We start from the raw sequence: 17661 nt of genomic DNA, 5'->3' as shown, positions 1-17661 counted from the left end.
CGGGTCCGGCCCGGCCGACCGCTTCCGCGTGCGACGGAGGTGTCCGTCCGGACGGACCACGCCGGTGGTCGTCGCCGCGGGGTGTCGCCGGAGCGTCGAGGACTGGCCCACGGATCGCCCGTGGACCAGCCTTTCCGCATTCTGGGACGCGGTGGTCATCGTGTCCACCGGGGGCCGGCAGCGCCGGGCGGGGGCCGCGTCCACCGCCGGAGGCCCCCGTCCGGCGACCTCCCGCCGTCCCCGGAGACCGGTCCCGCCGAACCGCTCAGCCGCCGCAGTCCCCGGTGAGCGGCTTCTGAAGTTGTGGAACTCCGGGTGGCGGCACTCTTGTCCACGGACTATTCGTCCGTGGACAAGGAGGTCCTTCATCCGTGCGGCCGGTCCGCCCGTGCTTGGTTCATGAGCCGAACGAACCTGCGCGGCAAACTCGCGGTCGTCACCGGCGCGAGTGACGGGATCGGCCCCGGCCCGGTCCGCGTCGCGTTCGCCGCCCGGGGACACCGAGACGATGGACCGAGCTCGGCTTGCCCACTTCCTGCGCACGCGACGCGAGGCACTGCAACCCGAGGACGTCGGTCTTCCCCGGGGGCGCGCCGGCGCACCGGAGGGCTGCGCCGGGAGGAGACTTCACGGCCGCACCGGGCAGTGAGAGCCACGGAAAGCCGCACCTGCTCTCCGCCATCGGCTGATCCCCTCTGCTCCACCCGCCACCTCCCGCGGACGACCGCGGCGGCGGGCGGCGGCAGGAGCACCCTCACGGACTCGGTCGCGGACCGCCGCGGCCCACCGGCAGTCCACGGTGGGCCGGTCAAGTTCGGGGCCGTTGGCGCAACCGTGCAAGCGGAGCAGGACTGCGGCACGTGCGGCCGTGGTCCACTCGGTGAGTTTCACCTCACCGCCCCGCCGGCCCGGACCGGGGCGCCGGCCGGCGCCCCGTCGGGCACGCACACCGCCGGCCGCCGAGCGGGACGGCCGACCCGGCGGCCGTGCGGTTCCCGCCCCTGACCACGGCCGTGACCAGCAGCTGCGGGACGACCCTCAGGAGGCGGGCCCGCCGGTCAGTTTCCTCTCCCAGAAGACTTCGTCGCGCCATGCGCCGTCGGCGTAGAAGTGCTCGTGGGCGATGCCCCAGGAACTGAACCCGTGTTTGCGGAGGATCGCCTGGGACGCGAGGTTCTCCAACTGGGTGTGCGCCTCCAGCCGATGCAGGTTCAGCTCGTCCTCGGCGATCCGCAGTGCCAGGCCGACGGCACGGCTCGTGTGCCCGAGTCCCTGGTGGAGGGAGGAGATCCAGTAGCCGAGGAACCCCTTCTGGAACGGGCCGCGCAGGATCGAGCTGATGGTGACCTGCCCGATGACGGTCCCGTCGCAGACGATGACGCCGGGCCACGCGAGGCCCTTGTCGTGGGAGGCCAGGAGGGATTCGACGACCGAGGCCTGGCCGTCGGGCGTGTAGAACTCCGCGGGCCTCGCGGGCAGCCAGCGTGCGTACGCCTGCTTGTCCCGGGAGAGCAGACCGGCGAGCACGGGGCCGTCGGAGGGCTCGATCAAGCGGATCAACGTGGAACTCACGGGTGTTCTGCCTTGTCAGTTGCCGTAGTCGGTCGGTTGCGCCGGAGTCCTGCGGGGGTCGCGTTCGACGATCGGTCCAAGGATGCGGTCGATGCGCTCGACGGTCTCGTCGTCCAGCTCGACCCCCGAGGCCGTGGCGCTCTGGGCGATCTGCTCGGGCTTGGTCGCGCCGACGATCGCGGACGCCACGTTCGGGTTGCGCAGCACCCAGGCGATGGCCAGCTGGGGCATGGACAGCCCGAGGTCCGCGGCGACCTCGCCGAGCTGGGCGACGCGCGCCAGCACGTCGTCGGTCAGCGCCCCCGAGGCGAACTGGGAGGCGGCCGCCCCTGCGGCGCGCGATCCGGCGGGGGCCGGCCGGCCGGGCAGGTACTTGCCGGTCAGCAGGCCCTGGGCCAGCGGTGACCAGGCGAGCTGGCCGATCCCCTCGCGTTCGCACAGCGGGATGACCTCCTCCTCGATGACCCGCCACACCAGGTTGTACTGGGGCTGGTTGGAGATGATCCGGTCGAGCCCCATCCGGTCGGCCAGCTCCAGGGCCTCGGAGATCTGGCCCGCCGTCCACTCCGACACCCCTACGTAGAGGACCTTCCCCTGCCGGACCAGGTCGTCGAAGGCGCGCAGGGTCTCGGCGAGCGGGGTCCGCTCGTCGAAGCGGTGCGCCTGGTAGAGGTCGATGTAATCGGTCCTGAGCCGGCGCAGCGACCCGTGTACCGCCTCCATGATGTGCTTGCGGGACAGCCCCCGGTCATTCGGCCCCGGTCCGATCGGGGAGAAGACCTTGGTGGAAATCTCGACGGACTCCCGGCGCACGCTCTCCAGAGCGCGACCGAGCACGACTTCCGCCCGGGTCCCACCGTAGACATCGGCGGTGTCGAAGGTCGTGATGCCCTGCTCGAGCGCTTCGCGGGCGATTCGTTCGGCAGATCCCTCTGTATAGCTGATCCAGCTCCCGTAGGCGATTTCGCTTACTTTCAGCCCGCTACGCCCAAGTGTTCGATGCTTCATGGCTCGGCAGTGTACGCCCGGCCATAATCAGCCAATGGCGCGATCTCGCCGAATGATTTCGGCCAACCCGCCAGTTCGAGGTCGCCGTTGACCAGAACAGGTGTACGTTCTCGCTTGGCCTTGGAGAGGACGAGCATGCGCGATGACCTGACGCGGGAACGGGATGCGGAGCCGGCCCCGTCTGGGTTCGGAGACCTCACCGGGCTGATGTCGAGGATGACCGGGGACGAGAAGCATTCCGAAGCCGCGACCTCGACGATGGACGTGCTCTGGGTCCTCTACGACCGGGTCCTGAAGGTCGATCCCTCCATGCGCGAGGACCGCGACCGGTTCTACCTCTCGAAGGGCCACGGTCCGCAGGCCTACTACGCGGTGCTGTGCGCCAAGGGCTTCTTCGAGCCCGAACTGTTCGACATGTTCGGCGCGTTCAGGTCGCCGCTCGGCTACCACCCCGACCGTGCGCTCGTCCCCGGTGTCGAGATCTCCAGCGGATCGCTGGGACACGGACTGCCGCTCGCGGTGGGAACGGCGCTGGGGCTGCGGGCACGCGGACTCACCGACTCCCGGCTCTGGGTCCTGCTCGGCGACGGCGAGTTCGATGAGGGGTCGAACCACGAAGCGGTCGCCTATGCCGCGCGTGCCGGTCTGGACCGGCTCAACGCGGTGGTGATCGACAACCACTCGGCGACACAGGGGTGGCCCGGCGGTCTGGAGACGCGGTTCGCGGCCGAAGGCTGGGCGACCCGGCGGGTCGACGGCCGCGACCACGACGCGCTGGAAGCGGCTTTCACCGCTCCGCACCCCGGCCGGCCCGGTCTGGTCGTCGCCGATGTGGGTGCCGCGGGCGACCGCTGACGCACAGATATCAGAGCTATCCGGAGGAGTGTCCTTGGCCGGCATCATGCGCGAGCGCTTCGTCGATGTCACGACAGAGTTGCTGGACGTCCACGAGAACCTTGCACTGGTGACCGCCGACCTCACCGCGGGGCTGTTCCGCGCGGCCAGGGAGAACCACCCCCACCGGGTCGTCAACCTGGGGATCAGGGAACAGCTGCTGGTGAGCGTGGCGGGCGGCCTGTCGCTGGCGGGCATGCGGCCGATCGCCCACAGTTTCGCTCCTTTCCTCATCGAGCGGCCCTTCGAGCAGATCAAGCTCGACCTGAACCACCAGGACGTGGGCGCGGTCCTGGTCAGCGCAGGCGCCTCCTACGACATGGCGAGCAGCGGCCGGTCCCACCAGTCGCCCGGCGATGTCGCGCTGCTGTCGACGCTGCCCCACTGGACCATCCACGTGCCGGGCCACCCGGACGAGGCCGAGGCGCAACTGCGCGAGGCCGCGACGGGCGACGGACTTGTCTACGTCCGGTTGTCCAACCAGTCGAACGCCGAGCCGTACGGTCTGGACTCCGGGCGGCGTTTCAGGGTCCTGCGCCGGGGGACCCGGGCCACCGTCCTCGCGGTGGGTCCCCTGGCCGACGCGGTGCTCCAGGCCACCGAGCACCTCGACGTCACCGTCCTCTACTCCGCCACCATCCGCCCCTTCGACAGCGAGGGACTGCGCGCGGCGGTGCGCGAGCAAGCGGTGGCCTCCGTCGTCCTGGTCGAGCCCTACCTGGCGGGGACATCGGCGGCCGAAGTCGCTGGCGCCCTTGTGGACAGGCCGCACAGAACCCTCGCTCTTGGAGTCGCGAAAGAAGAGCTGAGGAACTACGGATCGCCGCGGCAGCACGCTATCGCGCATGGCCTGGGCCCGGCGGGACTGCGTCAGAAAATTGCTTCATTTCTTGCCTCTTGACGCGAGATCAACACTCCTATCTAATATTTCTAAGCCCGTTGTTCGACGGGAAGTCGATCATCAGGAAAAGGGGTATTCGATGTCCATCAACGACAAGCTCTCCGCCACCAACGAAGAGGTCATCATCGCCGAGGCCGAGGCCGAGATCGCGGAGCTGTCCGAGCACGAGCGCCCGATGGTCATCGGCGTCATCAACGAGGCCTGAGAGCGTGCCATTCGGAGACGGCCTCCGGGTCGTCTCCGAATGGTTTCCATTTGACCGATAGGGATTCTCGTGGGAACTGTGCATCCACTTACTCGCCTCATTGATGAAGTCGATCTCATGGATGCCTTCTGGAACAAGAAACACGGCTTGTTCAAGAATGCTTCTCCCGTCGCGGGAATGCTGGACGAGACTGCCATTCAGGAAATACTCGACGTCGGACTGCTCCGCTGGCCGTACTTCATGCTCCTGAAAGAGGGGATCCAACCCGCGATCTCGGACTTCACCCGGACCAGGAACGTCCGCGGCCAGAGCGTGAGCGGCTTCGCCGACGCCAAGAAGGTCCGGAAGCTCCTGGACGGCGGTGCCACGATGAAGCTGAGCCAGCTCGAAGACTGGCACCTGCCGACGCGGCAGCTCATGGACGAGATCGAGAGCAGGCTCCCCGCCGAGCTCAAGGCGTACATCTTCTACACCCCGTGCGACAACACCGGCATGCTTCCGCACCGGGACCCGTCCCATGTGCTCGCCCTGCAGATCGCGGGCGCCAAGGAATGGCGCATCTACGATGCCCCGGACAAGGTCGACTCCCGTGGCGGGCTCCTGCCCGACCTGGATGCGGACAGCCACTCGCACTCCTTCGTCATGGAGCCCGGGGACGTCCTCTACCTGCCGCACGGCATCCCCCATGTCGCGACGGCCCGGACGGGCACCTCGCTTCACCTGACCCTGACCATCACGGAGCCGGCTCCGCTGGAGCTCGTCGAGTCCCTGATGGAGGGCTTCGGCGACGAGGCGGACCGCCTCGACTCCCTCACCTCCGGCATCTCCACCGAGGACAAGGCCGAGGCGGTGACCAGCGCGTTGCTCGACCACCTGGACCGGGTGGACCCGGAAGCACTCGTGAACGCGGCCGTGATGCGCATGCGGAACCGGAGAGCCTGAACCGATGACGATCAACGCTTCTTCACCGGCGGAAGAGACCACCCGGGCGCCCGAGCACCTCGCCGACCTCGTCGGCGACGCCGAGTCGTTCCTCAGCGAGGTGTGGGGGGTCCGTACGGCCACGTTCAGCTGTGGGCGGGCGAAGGCGCTGCTCTCCACGGCGGACGTCTGGCGCGAGCTGGACTGCGGCTCGCTGGTCGCTCCCTACTTCGGCGTCCTCCGGGAGGGCACCACCCCCACGGTCTCGGGCATCACCGAGACCCGGATCGTCCAGACGAAGCCCAGGCCGGGGTACGCGAAACCGGCCGCGGTGCGACAACTGGTCGCCTCCGGCCACGTCTTCGTGCTGAACCAGCTGGAGGACTGGAACGGCAGGGTCGGCGCACTGGTCGACTCGCTCCGTGCCCAGTGCCGTGCCCAGGCCGGCGCTGCCGCGTACTTCTGCGCCGCCGGATCCGGCGGGGTGCCCGCCCACGCCGACGGCGCCCACACCCTCACCGTTCAGCTGGAAGGCCGGATGCGCTGGTCCGTGGGTGAGGGCGAGCACGTGTCCGAGACCGTTGCCGAAGCCGGCGACATCCTCTACGTCCCCGCCGGACAGGTGCGGCAAGGAGCCCCGTGCGGCGCCGACGCGCTCCACCTGGTGATCTCCCTCCAGCAGCCCACGGCCCGGGACCTCGCCGAGCTGGCCCTGGCGACGTTCCTCAAGGGCCCCGCCGCGGCAGGGATCGCGGGAACGCATCACTTCCTGTCCTTGGAGGAGAAGGTCGCCTGGCTCCGGACCGAGCTGCGCGCGCATCTGGCCGGCCACGACCGCGGAGCGCTGGCGGAACAGGCCGTGCTGCTCCGGCAACGCGAAGGCAGGGCTTAGGACCGTGAGCGAGCCCACCACCGAAGGCGCCGCCGGGACCGCTCTGTACGAACTCATCAGAGCACAGCAGCGGCTCAAGACGGCACACAGACTCGGCAGCCGTCTTCTCGTCGAATCCGACATCGAGCGGGAGAACCGTCCCGACCTCGTTCCCTTCGTGCTGGGCTACTCCTCGGACGGCGACGGCCGGCCGACCCTGCGGCACGCCCACGCGGGTGCCTCGTCGGTGACCGTTCTCGGTGACGACGACTACCTCTTCCTCTCGGACCGGCGACCGCGAGCGGGAGGTTCCGTGAGCGGCCGGTCGCTCTGGCGGCACCGCGAGGGGCAGGAACCGGCGGCGCTGCTCGGCACCGCTCGCGACGTGGTGGGCTACGCCGCCGCCGGGCGGACGGCCGTCGCGGCCGCCTGGGTGCACGCCGAGGCGGACTCCTTCGCGTCGGATCGAGTCCGCCGGGAGAAGCTGGCCCGGGAGGGCCTGACCGCGGTGACCGTCGAGGGCGACCTCTGGCCGCGCTCCAGCCACCAGTTCGGCACCGAGGTGCTCAAGCTGGTCAGACTGTCCCTGGACGACGACCCGGCCGAGCCGGAACTGCTGCAACTGCCCCTCGACCGGCGTACCCGGCTGTCCGGGCAGGTCGCCCTGACCCCCGACGGCCGCCGCTGCGCCGCGGGGTTGGTCCGCTTCCTTCCCGGCGGCCACCGTCGTTACGGGTTGCTCCTCTTCTCCCCGGCCACGCCGGACGAGGCCCGGCAGGTATGGGCCGACGACGACCTGAGCGACACGGTTCCCTCCCCTGACGGCGCCTGGTTCGCCTGTACCGCGGAACGGATCGCGGTCCCCGGGAGGGCGCCCCGCCAGGAAGCGGCCCTGGTGTCGAGCGACGGACTCGAAGTCCGCAAGGTCGGCCAGGAACACCGCGACTGGCTGCAGCCCCGCTGCTGGCAGGACCCGAAGAACCTCCTCTGCACGGGAGAGGAGGACGGGCAGCGCCACCTCTGGCGGATCGCCATCGACACGGGCGCCGTCACACGGATCGACACCGGCGGCTCGACGCTCTCCGTGACGGCCCGTGCGGGCGAGGCCCTGGTCGTCTGCTCCTCCATCGCGTCGCCCCCCTCGGTCGTGGCGCTCGCGCTTCCCACGCCGGAAGCCACCCGGACGGAGATCTTCGCCCCGGCCGCCGCGGCCACCCCCCGGGGAAGGATGGAGCGCCTCACCTACAAGGCACCCGACGGAGTCGGCTGGAGCAGCTGGCTCTGCCTGCCCGAGGACGTCAGCGGGGAACTGCCCGTCCTGGTCTGGTGCCACGGCGGACCGATGCTCAGCTGGACCGACTGGTCCTGGCGGTGGAACCCCTGGCCGTTCGTCGCCGACGGGTACGCGGTGCTGATGCCCGACCCTCCCCTGTCGGTCGGGTACGGCCAGGACGCCATCGAGCGCGGGTGGGGGAAATGGACCTCCGAGGTGGCCGCCGTGGCCGCCGAGCAGGTCAGGGACGCGCTGCTCGATCCGCGTCTCGACGCCGAGCGGGTGGCGGTGATGGGAGCGAGCTTCGGCGGCTTCCTGTCGCTGGCACTGGGGACCCTCCTGCCCGAACCGCGCCTGATCGTCAGCCACTGCGGCTGGGCCGACTTCCCCGCGGTGGCCCGGGCGTGCGACCTGCACTGGCACTGGCTGCGCGAGTACGGCCCGGTGGACTCGTCGCCGTCCTACCGCTCGGAGAGCCTCTCGCTCGAGGCCGTCCCGCCGCGGACGAAGGTGCTCCTGTCCCACGGGTGCGAGGACACCCACGTGCCGGTCGGCGAATCACGGGCCATGTACCGGACGCTGGAAACCCAGGGTGTGGACGTCGAGCTCATGCTCGTCCCGCACGAGGGGCACAGCATCCTCAGACCCGCGAATGCCGCCGCCTGGCACCGGTGGGTCGCCCAAGCATGTCGCGAGACGCTCGGCGACCGGTCAGCCAGAAAGGACTTCAGCGTCAGATGACGATCGTTCATACGGGTGTTCCCACGGCTCTTCCTGCGGGTGTTCCCGCGAGCCTCGACCGGATCCACTGGTTCCCGCCCGCAGGGGACGCGCCCGCCACCGCCTGCGGCACCTCCCTGCGGACGCGCACGCTGGAGGAGACGGAGGCGCTGGCCCGGAGCAGCTTCACCCGGTGCGGAATAACCCGGATCGCCGACGTCACCGAGCTCGACGACCTCGGCATCCCGGTCTTCAACAGCTTCCGTCCCACCGCGGCACCGGGGCTCAACACGGTGACCAGCGGAAAGGGCATGACCGCGGCCGCGGCCCGGGTGTCGGCCATGATGGAGGCGATCGAACGGACCTGGTGCGAGCAGCGGGCGGGTGAGCCCCCGCTCCGGGCTTCGTACGCCGAGCTGTGCGACGCGGGTGTCCCGGCCCTCGATCCGCGGCGCCTGATCCTCAAGCGCGGCCACACCTGGACCGAGAACGCGTCCATCGGCTGGTGGCCCGTGCGGGAACTGGTCTCGAACGCCGAGGTCCTCATTCCCGCTCTCGCGGTTTTCGTCCCCTTCCCGAACGAGTGCGGGATGTTCCGCTCGAACACCATCGGCCTCGCCGTGGGCAACAGTCCCCAGGAAGCTCTGCTGCACGGACTGCTCGAGACCATCGAGCACGACTGCACGGCATTCGGCGAGACCCTCAAGAGCGGCTGGAACATCCAGCTGTCCTCGCTGCCGGACGCCGCCGGGGAACTGGTCGGGCGATTCCACCGGATAGGGGTCGACGTCCAGGTCTTCGCCTATGCCAATGACATCGGAGTGCCGACGTTCTTCGCGACGACCGACGACACCCAGGCCGGCGACGGCATGCTCTTCAACGGCGGTGCGGGCTGTCATCTCGATCCGGTCGTCGCGGTGACCCGCGCGCTGACGGAGGCGGCCCAGTCGAGACTCGCGGTCATCGCGGGCGCACGGGAGGACTTCACGGGACAGGCCTATCGCCGGCACTCGTCCTACGAAGCCCTGCAGGAGATGTACAGGATCTGGAGCAGCGGGCGGCCCACAGCGGATTTTGACGTGATCGAGAGCTCGAGCACCGGCACGACGGACGGCGACCTCGACGTGGTCCTGGCCGGACTGCAACGCGCCGGGCTCCCGCTGGTCTTCGCGACGGAACTGGCGCCCGACGACCTTCCCTTCTCGGTGACCAAGGTGATCGTTCCCGGACTCGAGGTCTACCACAACGATCGCGCGAGACTGGGCACACGCCTGCACCGCGAGATGGTGCGGGCCGGCCTTGCGAAGCCCCTGTCATGACCGCCGGCCCCACTGTCACGGTGTTCGTGGGCCCTTCGCTGCGCCCGGCGGACCTCACACGGCTGCACGCCCTCGCCGGTGAACGGAACCGGACGCTCGACCTGCGCCCCCCGGTCCGCCGGCACGACCTGCTGGCCCTCATCGGCGCGGAGTCCCCCGGAAGATCATCATGCTGGACGGGGAATTCGGCCAGAGCCTCGCGGTGAGCGTCACCGAGGTGCGGGCCCTGCTGTTCGCGGGGCAACCGCTGTCCGGCGCGTCCTCGATGGGCGCCTTGCGGGCCGTGGAGTGCCGGACGATCGGGATGACCGGCAGCGGCTGGGTCTACGCGCAGTACCTGAACGGCTCGATCGAGTCCGACGGCGATGTGGCGCTCCTCTACGACCCGGAGGACTTCACCCCCGTCACCATTCCCCTGGTGAACGTCCGCTGGCTGCTGGGGGAGAAGGCCAAGGAGGGAGAGATCTCCGCCGAGGAGGCGAGCAGTGCGCTGGGGATCGCGAAGTCCCTGAACTTCCGGAACAGACGGCATTCCGTTCTGTTGAAGCAGTGGAAACGGGGGCTTCCCCGGCGCACCGCGGCGGCCCTGGAAGCGCATTTCGCCGCTGACCGTCTCGACCACTGGGACCGCAAGAGGCTCGACGCCCTCGAAGCCGTCCAAGCGGCGTTGTCCTGAGACGCAGGGCCACGTCATCCGGACGTTCGCGGGCGGCCGGCGTCAGCGCCGCTGACGTCCCCTACCGCGGCCATCCCGACCAGACCGTCCACCCACTCGGTCTCACCGCATGGGGATGCACAGGCCCTGCGAAGGGGCCTGACCCCGTTCTACGGATTCCGGCAGGAAGAACGCATGACCAACTCCGTGACTGAAGATCAGATCGCCGCTTACCGACGCGACGGGTTCGTCCGAATCCCCAACATCATCGACAAGGACGACGCCTCCCGCTACGCCAAAGCGGCACTGGCGGCCCGGGACCGTATCAGCGACCTTCCTGCCGATCCGACCTTCACCCGCGTGGCGCAGGTCTGGCAGCAGGACGACACCCTCCGCGAACTCACCCTCAGCCCCGTCCTGGCCGCCGCGGCCACCGCCCTGGCAGGCATCCCGCTGCGGCTGTACCACGACCATCTGCTGATCAAGGAACCGCACAACGGCGCCGCCACCGAGTTCCACCAGGACCAGCCCTACTGGCCGCACCTCGGTTCCCGGCACTCCCTGTCCGCCTGGGTCGCCCTCGTCGATGTACCCGCGGCGCGCGGCTGCATGACCTTCATTCCCGGCTCACACCGCCTCGACGGCCTGCGCCGCCAGGACGTGCACGACGCCGACAACCTGATGCGGGTCGCTCCGCAACTGCTCTGGGAACCCCGCGTCACCGTCCCCCTCAGGGCCGGCGACTGCACCTTCCACCACGCGTTCACCGCCCACAGCGCCGCCCCGAACCGCACCGATGACCCACGCATCGCCCACGTGGTCGTCTACATGGACGCCGACACCCGCTACGACCCTCGCAAGCGCCCCGCCGGCCAGCCCCTCACCGAGGTGGGCGGCGTCCCCGAGGGCATCCCCTTCCCGGACGACGACTTCCCGAGGCTCCCGTGAGGTCGAGCCCCGCTGCTGCCGCGGACCGCGGCCCAGCACCTGACGCGCGCACCACGGCCGGGCGGTTGGGGCGAAGGCCGGCTCCGCCCCGGGGCCGGCCGAGCGCGGCGACGCGGGGGCGGGGACGAGGGGAAGGAGAGCCTCCGCACGGGGAGACCGGCCGACACCGGCAAGCGCCGTGCCCACGACGTCCCACTCGTGGACCTCCGGCGGGCGGATCCGGGCGCGGCTCGTCCCGGAGCGCCCGGACCGTGTCCCGTGCGGTGCGGTGGACTGGGTTCGGCCCGCCGCGGCCGAACCCGCGGCGAGACCAGCGGCTTCGAGGTGCGAGTCGTGCGGTCGCCCCGGTGCTGATGGCGGCGGCCCGGGAGCCGGGCCCGCACCGAACAGAACCCGGCGCTCAGTGATCCTCGGCGATCCCCGTCCGCCCGACATGCCACGGAGATCAACTTGATCGTTTCTTTCGTACGCAACAACTATGCCTCGCTGAACGGCCCGGCCAGGACGCTCGGCGCGCTGCACTTCCTCGACAGCGTGGGCGGCGGTATCTTCACCTCCGGCTCGGCTGTCTATTTCATCGTGGTCACCGACCTTCCTGCCGCCCAGGTCGGTCTCGGGTTCTCACTCGCGGGCTTCTCCGGGTTCGTGTCCAGCGTGCTCATGGGTATGGCCGCCGATCGGATCGGTGCTCGGCGTCTGCTGTTCCTCAGCATGCTGGCGATCGCAGGGGCCTACTGCCTTTACCCCGCAGTCGGTTCGTTGCCGGCGTTCTTCGCGGTGGTGGGCCTGGTCGGAGCGCTCGAGTGGGGCAGTGGCCCGTTGTTCCACACCTTGATCATGGAACTGGTACCGGAAGACGACCGGGTGAGTGCACGCGCGGCCCTGCGTTCGGTATTCAACGTCGGTTTCTCGGTCGGTGCCCTGGTGGCTGCTGCCCTCATCGGAGTGGGGGGCTCCGTCATGCAGGCGCTGCCTCTGGGCAACGCCCTCTCCTTCCTGCTGGCGGCAGGACTCGTGCTGCGGTTGCCCGCCACCCCTGTCCCGCCGCCCGGGACGGAACGCGTGTCCCGGTTCCGGGCGCTGAAGGACACGTCCTTCCTCAGCGTGATCGGCGCATCGAGCCTGCTGGCTCTGCACAGCGCGGTCCTCATGGTCGGAATTCCGCTGTGGCTCGTGACCAGTGACAAGCTTCCCCGCAGTGTCATTCCTGTCGTCTTCGTGCTGAACACCATCCTGGTCGTACTTTTCCAGGTGAAGTGCGCCAGGGGATCCGAGACCCTGGACGGCTCCGTCGGGGCGGCACGCAGGGCGGGGCTGATCAGCGTGGCAGGATGCCTCGTCCTGGTGATCGGCAACATCACCACGGCATGGGCCGCAGGCCTCTTCGCGCTGGCAGCGGTTCTCCTCTTCACGTTCGCCGAGCTGTGGCAGTCGTCCAGCGCGTTCGGCCTCGGGTTCGGGCTCGCCCCCGAGTCGGCGAAAGGGGAGTACCTGGGAGCATTCCATCTCCACATGGTCGTTCAGGCCACCGTCGGACCGGCCGTGGTCTCGTTCCTCGTGATCCGCCACGGCTCTTCGGGGTGGCTCACCATGTGCCTGATCTTCCTTTCCGGCGCAGCCGCGATCGGACCCGCCGTGCGGTGGGCCCGCAGGAGCAAGCTGACAGCGGCGTCCGCTTGACCTCGCCGGCGGGGGTTGCTCGCCGTGGTCCGCCAGCCGCTTCGGCACGGCCGGTCAGAGCGGGGGGGTGCCTCTATGTCTTTCGTCAAGCGAGGCGTGGGGTTCTGGGTTCGTAGAAGGTGCCGTCGCGGAGCATGGCGAACAGCACGCTGGTGCGGTGGCGGGCCAGTCGGAGAAGCGCCTGGGTGTGGGTCTTTCCGCGGGCCCGGCATCGGTCGTAGTAGGTGCGGGAGGCGGGATCGTGCAGGGCGGCGAACGCGGACAGGAACATCGCGCGTTTGAGTTGCCGGTTGCCGCCTCTGGGTGCGTGTTCGCCGTGGATCGAGGTCCCGGACGACTTGGTCGTCGGGGCGAGGCCGGCGTAGGAAGCCAGGTGAGCGGCGGTGGGGAAGCTGGACCCGTCGCCGACGGTGACCAGCAGCGTGGCGGCGGTCCTGACCGCGACCCCGGGAATCGAGGTCAGGACCGGGGAAAGAGGGTGAGCCTCCAGCAGCTGTCCGATCTGCGCTTCCAGGGCTCGTCGCTGTTCGTGGACGGCCGCGAGGGAACGGGCCAGGGACGGGATCACGATGTCGAGGGTGCCGGTGCCCGGGACCACGACGGTCTGCTCGTCGAGCGCGTCGAAGACCTCGTCGATCAGCCGGGCGGCCATGCGCGGGGCCTTGGGCCGGATCACCTCAACGAGCCTGTGGCGACCGGCCTTTCGCAGCGCGGTGGGGGATCCATAGCGTTCCAGCAGCCAGGTCACGGCCTGGTGGTCCAGGCGTGGGCCAAGGACGCGTTCCAGGCTGGGGTGGAACTGGGTGAGCAGGCCGCGTATCCGGTTGGAGGTGCGGGTTGCCTCGGCGGCGAGGTCCTGGTCGAAGCCGACCAGCACGGTCAGCTCGGCGGTGATCTCGTCGGTCAACTGGAGCGAGCGCAGGGTGTGCGGCATGGTCCGTGCGGCGTCCGCGATCACCGCGGCGTCCTTCGCGTCGGTCTTCGCCTCGCCCGGGTAGAGATCGGCGATCCGCCGCATCGAGAGTCCGGGCAGGTAGGCGACCTTGCAGCCGGCGTCCCGGGCGACGGTCAAGGGCAGGGCTCCGATGGAAGCGGGCTGGTCCACGATGACCAGCACGGTGCCGAACTTCGCGGCCAGCTTGTCGAAGACAGCCCGCAGCTTCGGCTCGCTGTTGGGCAGCTGCTTGTCGAAGACTTTCTTGCCGGCCGGGGTGAGACCGTGCCCGTGATGGGCGCTCTTGCCGACGTCCAAGCCAAGGAAGACGCCCACGTCGTCGATGTCGTCCAACCCATCCTCCGGAACGGGGTTCGTGCGGTGCTGGCCAGGGCGTTGGCGTCGTATGCGCGCATCCACGTTATGCAGACCTGCCGCCTGCAAGCGGCCGGGCATTGCGCCAGGCCAGGCGGTAGTCGGACCTCTCATCAGCGTCTCCAACGGCGCCTCTCGGGCCCGGTGACACCACCCCCCAGGTCATCCGTTCGACAGGGGGGAACAGTCATGCCGGGCCCGGAAGCCAGCGGCCCTCTTGCAGGACCGCGAAGAACATAACGGGGGGGGGCGGAACAGCAGCCACCCGAGGGCGGGCATCACGATCAGGGGTGTCGGGGCCGTGCGCGGCGACGTGGCGTCGGTGATGCCGCCGATGACCGGACCGGTCGGACCGCCGACGCCGACCGTGAGGCCGGGGCGATCCCGCCGGCTGTGCCGACGCGCGTGGGCAGATGGGCCTGGGCGAGCGTGACCTGCAGCGAGAACGGGACGTACAGGCCGATCGAGGGCCGGCGACCGCACACTGTCACGGCTGTTCAAAGCCGACCTCGGCATGCCGCTCCCGCAGTGGCGCACGCGACTCCGGCTCTCCCACGTGCTGGTGCTGCCCGCCCAGGACACGCCGGTGCGGCCGTACCGGCGCGGTGGCACCCGGGCGGCGTCTGCCACCTTCCGCGGCTCCCGCACCCGGAAGCCCGTCCGTGCGGTTCCTCCTCGCCGAGCCGTCGTTGGGATCTCTCCCACGGGCACCGGGGCCGCTGTGCTCCGCGCTCGCGCGCCCCTGCGCGCCCCAGCTCCACTCGAACAAGTGACACAGAATCGATCCCGCATGCACAAACGGCGTAATAGCGGCATACCGCCGCTGAGCCCGGGCTAACCATGAACGCGGACGACCGGTCCGGTGGCGCTGTTCGCGTACGCAACACCCCGGCCGAAACCGGCGGCGTCCTGCGTCCTGTCCCGGTGACGCCGCTCCCGCGGCGTCCCGTGCGCCGCGCACCCGCGCGGCGCGTGGTGTCAGGCCCTGTCCGCCGCCTGCGGGTCGGGGTGCTCCGCGCCGGGACGCACCTCTTGGCGGAATCTCATCATGTTCCATCGCGTACTTCGATCACAGTCCCAGGAGGATCCGGAGATGACCACCGACGTGCAGTCCGCGAAGAAGGAAGCCTACAAACGGGGAGAGGAACAGGGGCGCGCCGACGCGCTCGCCGGCCACCCGTACGCCGACCCGCCGCGCGACGGCGCACGAGGTGAGAAGGACCATTACGCGAACGGCTACGACTGGGGTTACGAACAGGCCCGCGCCCAGAAGCTGAACCTCGTGGTGTGGCAGGAAGGCGGGGTGGAGGACGCCCCGGGCGGCCTCGGCACCACCGTCAACATCTGCGTCCGTACGCCGGACTGGAGCGACACCGTCGACGCCGGCGAACGCGAGCACGTCTTCACCGCCCCCACCGGATTCCGCTGGAACGGCACGGTGGGCGCCCAGTACAAACGCATGGACCAGACCACGGGCGGCAACCTGCCACCCGTCCGGGCCGAGGTCAGCGGGGACGGCCGCACGCTGACCTTCACCTACCACGTGCACCTGAACACGAGCGACGAGGACAGGGACCTCATCGTCTACACCTGCGGCCTCGAAGCCGTCGACGGCGCCGAGCCCGGCCGCCGCACCGACGGCGTCGCCCGGATCGGCACCGCGCCCCCGGCCAAGCTCAAGGCCGAGGTCATCGAGGACGAGGACTGAGAGAGCAGGAACCAGACGCCATGACCACCGTCGTCACCTCCGGTGCCTTCCCGTCCACCGACCCGTCCCTCTCCCAGGCCGACGGGCTGGGCACCGCGGACATCAGGTGGGGCAGCAGCGGTTCCCAGAGCGGCTACCAGTTCCGCGGCGCGGCCGCCGACGTCCAGCTCGACGGGACCGAGTTCGTCGTCGGCACCTTCGTGCACCGCAACATGCCCACCAACGTCAGCCCGAGCCAGTTCGACGTCAAGCTCACCGTCAACGTCATGTTCGAGGACGGCAGCACGACCGGCCTCGACTTCAGCTTCCATCACCACGAGACGCCCAACAGCACCGGCAGCAGTCCCGCGGACGACGATCTGGTCGACCTGGAGACCTTCGTCCACCCCCAGCCCGTCACGGTCGCCGGCAAGCAGTACAAGGCGGTCCTGAGCGGGTTCAAGCGCAACGGCCAGGTCGTCCGGCAGTTCCGCAGCCCCGAGGGCGGGATCAACTTCGCCGAGGTCGTCTGCATGTTCACCGCCGACGAGCCCGACGTGATCATCTCCGACCTGCGCTACCTGGGCACCGGCCAGGGCCAGCCCGACGAGTACGTCGAGATCTTCAACAAGGGCGGCGCGCCCCAGGACCTGACCGGCTGGGTCGTGGAGTGCAAGACCACCGGACACGCCTTCACCTTCCCCCCGGGGACGGTCATCCAGCCCGGCCAGCGCTACCGGGTCCACACCAACGAGACCCACCGGGAGTTCGGCGGATTCTCCTTCGGCTCCTCCCAGGAGGTCTGGCGGGACCAGGGCGGCATCGCCCGCCTGCGTCACGACGACTTCGTCGTGGACCAGTACCCCTACCTCGACAAGGGCTTCAACAGGACCGGCACGCCGTAGCGGAGGTGCCGCCGGCCCCGTGGTGACCGGTGAGGGTCGAACCGGCCTCACCGGTCACCCGGCCCGGTCCGCGTGTCCGCCGGCCGTCCGTCCGCGAGTTCGGCTCCGGCGCCCGCGGCACGAGTGGGGGAGGAGCCCGCGGGTCCGGGCCGTGCCCTGCGCCCCCGTCACGGCCGCGCAGGGCAGCGGCGGAGCCCACGGCCCGGAAAAGCAGCCGCGGTACCGGTCGTGACACCCCATCATGGCGCCGTTGTCGACCGAGGTGCGGGGGACTCACCATGACAGCTGCCGACGCCTACGACCGGCCGCCCTACCGAACCGCCGACCCGCCGCGGACGGGCGGGCCGGCCGCACGGACAACCCCGTGGGTGCTGGACGTCTTCCTCCCCGCGCGTGACCGACCGCAACGGCGTCGTGTGGGCCGTGACCTCCGCGGTCTGGGACCGGCAGAGCGTCGTGTGGCCGTACGTGCCCGTCTTCACCGAGGGGACGCGCCCCATGCTGTACCCGGACCCCGAAGCCACCGCCGGACCCCTGACCAGGGGCTGAACCGCCGAACGGTTTGCGTTGGCCGGGGGCCGCCGACGAACGGTCCCGGGTGGTGGACCACGGCCGGACGACACGTCGCCATGAAGTACCGGCCACCGGCTGGTGGTTCGTCCGGCGGCTGCTGGTCGAGCCGTCGGGGTGGAAGCGGTGGGACGACCGCACCGTCCTCGACGGGACCGTGCGGAAGTCCCGCACCGGGACGGTCTGGCGGGGCGTCCCCGGGCGGGCCGACCGGTACGCAACC

17 protein-coding genes and 3 pseudogenes are annotated in these 17661 nt (G+C 70.0%); 15 read left to right on the top strand and 5 right to left on the bottom strand.

The annotated features are described in order from the left end of the window. Positions 1-508: 508 nt before the first annotated feature. Positions 509-630, top strand: a pseudogene (locus QQY24_RS01755) (XRE family transcriptional regulator); the annotation flags it as partial. Positions 631-1038: 408 nt separating this feature from the next. Here the strand turns inward: QQY24_RS01755 and QQY24_RS01750 are convergent. The 3 genes from QQY24_RS01750 to QQY24_RS01740 are packed head-to-tail and all read right to left on the bottom strand — an operon-like array spanning position 1039 to position 2717. Further along, positions 1039-1572, bottom strand: a complete 534-nt coding sequence (locus tag QQY24_RS01750; RefSeq protein WP_301970862.1) for a GNAT family N-acetyltransferase — start codon at positions 1570-1572, stop codon at positions 1039-1041. A gap of 15 nt (positions 1573-1587) precedes the next feature. Further along, entirely contained in the window at positions 1588-2580 is a 993-nt protein-coding gene (locus QQY24_RS01745; protein ID WP_301970860.1) for an aldo/keto reductase family protein, read from the bottom strand. Then, positions 2577-2717 (bottom strand): hypothetical protein, encoded by a 141-nt coding sequence (locus QQY24_RS01740; RefSeq protein ID WP_301970859.1) that lies wholly within the window; start codon positions 2715-2717, stop codon positions 2577-2579. The genes QQY24_RS01745 and QQY24_RS01740 overlap by 4 nt, the downstream gene beginning before the upstream one ends. Between QQY24_RS01740 and QQY24_RS01735 the strand changes: the two genes are divergently transcribed. The 10 genes from QQY24_RS01735 (at position 2716) to QQY24_RS01690 (ending at position 12967) form a co-directional block, all read left to right on the top strand. Further along, on the top strand, positions 2716-3435 hold the full coding sequence (locus QQY24_RS01735; RefSeq protein WP_301970858.1) for a thiamine pyrophosphate-dependent enzyme: 720 nt from the start codon (positions 2716-2718) through the stop codon (positions 3433-3435). The genes QQY24_RS01740 and QQY24_RS01735 overlap by 2 nt on opposite strands. Before the next feature lie 46 nt (positions 3436-3481). Then, positions 3482-4375, top strand: coding sequence for a transketolase family protein (locus tag QQY24_RS01730; RefSeq protein WP_301976103.1), 894 nt, complete (start codon positions 3482-3484; stop codon positions 4373-4375). Positions 4376-4454: 79 nt separating this feature from the next. Then, positions 4455-4580, top strand: coding sequence for a hypothetical protein (locus QQY24_RS01725; RefSeq protein ID WP_301970857.1), 126 nt, complete (start codon positions 4455-4457; stop codon positions 4578-4580). A 177-nt stretch (positions 4581-4757) separates the two neighbouring features. Beyond that, positions 4758-5522 (top strand): cupin domain-containing protein, encoded by a 765-nt coding sequence (locus QQY24_RS01720; protein WP_367657970.1) that lies wholly within the window; start codon positions 4758-4760, stop codon positions 5520-5522. Between the two features lie 4 nt (positions 5523-5526). Beyond that, complete coding sequence (locus tag QQY24_RS01715) at positions 5527-6393, top strand: cupin domain-containing protein (protein WP_301970855.1); 867 nt, start codon at positions 5527-5529, stop codon at positions 6391-6393. Between the two features lie 4 nt (positions 6394-6397). Then, positions 6398-8386 (top strand): prolyl oligopeptidase family serine peptidase, encoded by a 1989-nt coding sequence (locus QQY24_RS01710; RefSeq protein WP_301970854.1) that lies wholly within the window; start codon positions 6398-6400, stop codon positions 8384-8386. Beyond that, on the top strand, positions 8383-9684 hold the full coding sequence (locus QQY24_RS01705; RefSeq protein WP_301970853.1) for a YcaO-like family protein: 1302 nt from the start codon (positions 8383-8385) through the stop codon (positions 9682-9684). The genes QQY24_RS01710 and QQY24_RS01705 overlap by 4 nt, the downstream gene beginning before the upstream one ends. Before the next feature lie 169 nt (positions 9685-9853). Continuing rightward, positions 9854-10360 carry a TfuA-like protein gene (locus QQY24_RS01700; protein ID WP_301970852.1) on the top strand — a complete coding sequence of 169 codons (507 nt, stop codon included), beginning with the start codon at positions 9854-9856 and terminating at the stop codon, positions 10358-10360. 174 nt (positions 10361-10534) lie between these two features. Continuing rightward, a complete protein-coding gene (locus QQY24_RS01695; RefSeq protein ID WP_301970851.1) occupies positions 10535-11287 on the top strand; it encodes a phytanoyl-CoA dioxygenase family protein in 753 nt (250 codons plus the stop codon). 450 nt (positions 11288-11737) lie between these two features. Then, positions 11738-12967: an MFS transporter gene (locus tag QQY24_RS01690; RefSeq protein ID WP_301970850.1), complete on the top strand. Its 1230-nt coding sequence runs from the start codon at positions 11738-11740 to the stop codon at positions 12965-12967. 85 nt (positions 12968-13052) lie between these two features. On the opposite strand, the gene QQY24_RS01685 is transcribed toward QQY24_RS01690, so the two are convergent. Together QQY24_RS01685 and QQY24_RS01680 are read right to left on the bottom strand one after the other, a co-directional pair. After that, positions 13053-14255 carry an IS110 family transposase gene (locus QQY24_RS01685; RefSeq protein ID WP_301970849.1) on the bottom strand — a complete coding sequence of 401 codons (1203 nt, stop codon included), beginning with the start codon at positions 14253-14255 and terminating at the stop codon, positions 13053-13055. Between the two features lie 183 nt (positions 14256-14438). Beyond that, positions 14439-14743 (bottom strand): annotated as a pseudogene (locus QQY24_RS01680) (MFS transporter); the annotation flags it as partial. Between the two features lie 2 nt (positions 14744-14745). Here QQY24_RS01680 and QQY24_RS01675 point away from each other — a divergent pair. The 4 genes and pseudogenes from QQY24_RS01675 to QQY24_RS01660 all read left to right on the top strand — a co-directional run. Next, a pseudogene (locus tag QQY24_RS01675) lies at positions 14746-14865 on the top strand (AraC family transcriptional regulator); the annotation flags it as partial. Positions 14866-15369: 504 nt separating this feature from the next. After that, positions 15370-15984, top strand: coding sequence for a hypothetical protein (locus QQY24_RS01670; RefSeq protein WP_301970848.1), 615 nt, complete (start codon positions 15370-15372; stop codon positions 15982-15984). 20 nt (positions 15985-16004) lie between these two features. Further along, entirely contained in the window at positions 16005-16868 is an 864-nt protein-coding gene (locus tag QQY24_RS01665; protein WP_301970847.1) for a lamin tail domain-containing protein, read from the top strand. Between the two features lie 393 nt (positions 16869-17261). Next, a complete protein-coding gene (locus QQY24_RS01660) occupies positions 17262-17417 on the top strand; it encodes a hypothetical protein (RefSeq protein WP_301970846.1) in 156 nt (51 codons plus the stop codon). The last annotated feature ends 244 nt before the right edge of the window (positions 17418-17661 follow it).

The organism is Streptomyces sp. TG1A-8 (assembly GCF_030499535.1).
Taxonomy (GTDB): domain Bacteria; phylum Actinomycetota; class Actinomycetes; order Streptomycetales; family Streptomycetaceae; genus Streptomyces.
This window is presented reverse-complemented; position numbering and strand designations above follow the sequence as displayed.

Bases quoted from the DNA above. Each gene is read 5' to 3' on its own strand.
- QQY24_RS01745 (WP_301970860.1), bottom strand. From the start codon at position 2,580: ATGAAGCATCGAACACTTGGGCGTAGCGGGCTGAAAGTAAGCGAAATC.
- QQY24_RS01735 (WP_301970858.1), top strand. From the start codon at position 2,716: ATGCGCGATGACCTGACGCGGGAACGGGATGCGGAGCCGGCCCCGTCT.
- QQY24_RS01740 (WP_301970859.1), bottom strand. From the start codon at position 2,717: ATGCTCGTCCTCTCCAAGGCCAAGCGAGAACGTACACCTGTTCTGGTC.
- QQY24_RS01730 (WP_301976103.1), top strand. From the start codon at position 3,482: ATGCGCGAGCGCTTCGTCGATGTCACGACAGAGTTGCTGGACGTCCAC.
- QQY24_RS01725 (WP_301970857.1), top strand. From the start codon at position 4,455: ATGTCCATCAACGACAAGCTCTCCGCCACCAACGAAGAGGTCATCATC.
- QQY24_RS01720 (WP_367657970.1), top strand. From the start codon at position 4,758: ATGCTGGACGAGACTGCCATTCAGGAAATACTCGACGTCGGACTGCTC.
- QQY24_RS01715 (WP_301970855.1), top strand. From the start codon at position 5,527: ATGACGATCAACGCTTCTTCACCGGCGGAAGAGACCACCCGGGCGCCC.
- QQY24_RS01705 (WP_301970853.1), top strand. From the start codon at position 8,383: ATGACGATCGTTCATACGGGTGTTCCCACGGCTCTTCCTGCGGGTGTT.
- QQY24_RS01700 (WP_301970852.1), top strand. From the start codon at position 9,854: ATGCTGGACGGGGAATTCGGCCAGAGCCTCGCGGTGAGCGTCACCGAG.
- QQY24_RS01695 (WP_301970851.1), top strand. From the start codon at position 10,535: ATGACCAACTCCGTGACTGAAGATCAGATCGCCGCTTACCGACGCGAC.
- QQY24_RS01670 (WP_301970848.1), top strand. From the start codon at position 15,370: ATGACCACCGACGTGCAGTCCGCGAAGAAGGAAGCCTACAAACGGGGA.
- QQY24_RS01665 (WP_301970847.1), top strand. From the start codon at position 16,005: ATGACCACCGTCGTCACCTCCGGTGCCTTCCCGTCCACCGACCCGTCC.